Annotated in this window: 4 protein-coding genes and 1 pseudogene; 3 read left to right on the top strand and 2 right to left on the bottom strand. The window is 68.5% G+C overall.

All coding sequences use genetic code 11. From position 1 onward, the window contains the following. Positions 1-273: 273 nt before the first annotated feature. The 3 genes from ACFWOG_RS33065 to ACFWOG_RS33055 are packed head-to-tail and all read left to right on the top strand — an operon-like array spanning position 274 to position 1,595. The gene (locus tag ACFWOG_RS33065; protein WP_380362836.1) at positions 274-1,134 is read left to right on the top strand and encodes a helix-turn-helix domain-containing protein; all 861 of its coding nucleotides are present in this window, start codon (positions 274-276) and stop codon (positions 1,132-1,134) included. Next, a complete protein-coding gene (locus ACFWOG_RS33060) occupies positions 1,131-1,349 on the top strand; it encodes a DUF397 domain-containing protein (RefSeq protein WP_380362834.1) in 219 nt (72 codons plus the stop codon). Before ACFWOG_RS33065 ends, ACFWOG_RS33060 begins: the two co-directional genes overlap by 4 nt. A 39-nt stretch (positions 1,350-1,388) precedes the next feature. Next, entirely contained in the window at positions 1,389-1,595 is a 207-nt protein-coding gene (locus ACFWOG_RS33055; protein WP_380362832.1) for a DUF397 domain-containing protein, read from the top strand. 58 nt (positions 1,596-1,653) lie between these two features. On the opposite strand, the gene ACFWOG_RS33050 is transcribed toward ACFWOG_RS33055, so the two are convergent. Continuing rightward, the gene (locus ACFWOG_RS33050) at positions 1,654-2,289 is read right to left on the bottom strand and encodes a hypothetical protein (protein ID WP_329883825.1); all 636 of its coding nucleotides are present in this window, start codon (positions 2,287-2,289) and stop codon (positions 1,654-1,656) included. Positions 2,290-2,588: 299 nt separating this feature from the next. Next, positions 2,589-2,857 (bottom strand): annotated as a pseudogene (locus ACFWOG_RS33045) (hypothetical protein); the annotation flags it as partial.

The raw sequence follows: 2,857 nt of genomic DNA, 5'->3' as shown, positions 1-2,857 counted from the left end.
GTGGTCCACTCGCAGCCGCCGCCCTCGTGGCGGAGGTAGGCGAGGCCGCCGAGGGTGTCCATGTAGACGCCTTCGAGCACCCCACCGGCGGGGACACGGCACCCGAAGTCACGGACCACCTCCCCGACGACGGGGGTGTACACGGGCATGCGGGGGCAACTGGGCATGGGGGCTCCATTGGTCGCACAGGGTCCCGGATCTCTCACGGGGTGTAGCCATCGTGGCCCGCCGACCCCTACTATCGGAAGCCATTCCCACTTGACAGATTTCTCCATGGGATTCAGGGATCGAAGAGGTCTGATTGTGCGTGAGGCGGAGCTCAACCCATCGGCATCTCCACTTGCGGCCTTCGGTGTCCAACTCCGCAGGTCAAGGAAGGCAATCGGGCTGAACCAGATCCAACTGGGACAGCGGACGGGGCTGAGTGACAGCCAGATCTCGAACCTCGAACGAGGGACACGCAATCCCACACTTGACTGGGTACAGAGCGCCGACAAGGTACTGATGACCGGTGGGACTCTGGAACTCATGTACTGGAGCCTGAACGGATCCTCACTGCTGGAGGGCTTCCCTGAGTACGCGGCGTACGAGGCGAAGGCCGTCGAGCTCCGACAGTTCGAGCTCGGCGTCATCCCCGGGCTGTTCCAGACGAAGGCCTACGCGGAGACCCTGGCCGGCGCAGATCTGCGGCGAGGGGTCATCACCGATGAGGAGGCCGAGGGGAGAGTCTCCTACCTGCTCTCCCGTCAGCAGCGTTTCGGAACCCGGGATTCGCCTCTGGTTCACGCGGTGCTCGATGAGAGCTGCCTTCGCCGACTGGTCGGCGGAACGCGGATCATGCGGGAACAACTGGAACATCTCGCCGAGTTGGCCGACCAACCCAGGACTATCATTCAGGTGGCGCCGTTCTCGATGGGCGAGCGTCGAACCCTCGCATTGCCGCTGGTTCTGCTGACCATGGCCGACCGCAGCATGCTCGGGTACACCGAGTCTCAGGAACGCGGCTTTCTCACCAGGGAATCCACAACGGTCACGATGTGGGCCAGGGACTACGATCGGCTCCAGGTGGGAGCCAGCTCGGATGTGGCCTCCCTGGAAGCGATCCGCGCAGCCCGGAAGGACCTCCGACCATGAGCAGCACCATCCCCGTAGACCTGACCGGCGCCGTCTGGGTCAAGTCCAGCCACAGCCAGAACGGCGGGAACTGCGTTGAAGTCGCCGCAGGATTCTCCGGCGCCGTCCCGGTCCGCGACTCCAAGGACCCCCAGGGCCCCGCGCTCGTCTTCCCTGCCGGCGCGTGGCACTCCTTCGTCGCCGCCGTCCAGGACGGCGAGTTCGGCAGCGTCTGACCTGGCCTCCAACCAGAAGGCTCGAAAGGAGCTAGCCCCATGAACCCCGAACTGTCCGGCGCATCCTGGTTCACATCGTCATACTCCGACAACGGCGGTCAGTGCGTAGAGGTCTCCGCGAGCTTCCCCGGTACCGTTCCCGTGCGCGACTCCAAAGACCCCCAAGGCCCCGCGCTCATCTTCTCGGCCGACGCCTTCACGGCCTTCGTCGACGCCGTCCGGTCCGGCGAGTTCGGCACCGCCTGACAACCGCTCCCCGACGGCTCCGCCCGGCACGACCGGGCGGAGCCGTCGTGCCCTCCCGTCAGGCCGCCCGCCAGCCGGGGGCGTACTCGATGTGAAGCATCCCGGGGTCCGTCTTCGCCTGCGTCCAGAAGCCCTTCCCGCGGCTCTGACCGGGCTCGTGGTCCAGCTCGACGCAGTAGTGAACGCCCCCCGAGTACCCGGCCGCCGCCGCGGGCCCCTCAGTACCGAGCGACCTGACCAGGGATCCCGACCAGCGGAACGCCTCGGCGGTCCCCGAGACGAACAACGTCCGCGCCGCGATGGCGAAATGCAGCCCGTCCCGCCACTCGGCGTGGCGGTGGCGCGCGTAGTCGATCCCGTCCTCCGCCGGGAAGTCCGTCTCCGGGATGTCCACGGTGTGCGGCGCCCCCGCGCCCAGCCGGGCCCGGACCTCCTTCCACCGTGAGGGCGGCAGGCCCACACCGTGCTGGAACAGGACGAGGTCCAGCCCGAGCCCGTTGTGCACCCAGTCCGACATTCCGACCGGTCCACGGGCCCAGGCCCGGAGCGGCAGGTGGACCAGCGAGCGCCGCGAGCGTGCGGCCAGCGCCCAGGCCGTGGCCAGAACCCCGGCCCCCGCGCGGTCGGCGTACAACTGCATCGAGAACTGGCTCTCGTACAGCGCGGCCCGGCCCTCCCGCGGGACGGCGGACACCACCCGGTACTCCCCCCGCCCCGTCCTGACCCGGTGGATGGTGGTCCTCAACTTCACCGCGCAGCCCGCATTCGTCCTCCGACGCTCCCGCCCCCGGTCCCTTCCGGAGGACGCGGCCTTTCTACCTCGCGCCACGGGCCCCTGTCGCCCGCATTTCCGCGCCCGCACGTACCAGGCGCGCCGCACTCCCCCTTCACGGCGTTCCGCCCCGCCGGATGACACCCGGCGGGGCGGAACGGACCGGCAGCACCCGCGCGGCGCGGGCGGTCGCCTCTGAACAGGACCTCGACGGCGGAAGGTCAGACCTTGCGGATGTTGTAGGCGATGCCGCTGCCGGCGCAGCCGCTGGTGCTGACGGAGCCGGAGACGACCCAACCCGCCGGGATCGGCGAGAACGAGCACACGGTGGCGTAGGTCTGCGTGGTGATCTTGGCGATCGAGTACGCGTAACCGGTGCCCGCGCACCCGCCGCTGCTGTACGAACTCGTGATCACCCAACCCGCCGGAATCGGCGACATCGAACACACCGTCGCGTTCGTCTGGTTGGCGACATTGGCGATCGAGTACG

It is taken from the genome of Kitasatospora sp. NPDC058406 (assembly GCF_042722765.1).
In the GTDB taxonomy this organism is placed as follows: Bacteria; Actinomycetota; Actinomycetes; order Streptomycetales; family Streptomycetaceae; genus Kitasatospora.
The sequence above is the reverse complement of the archived record's forward strand: the minus strand, read 5'-3'. Positions and strand labels throughout refer to the sequence as shown.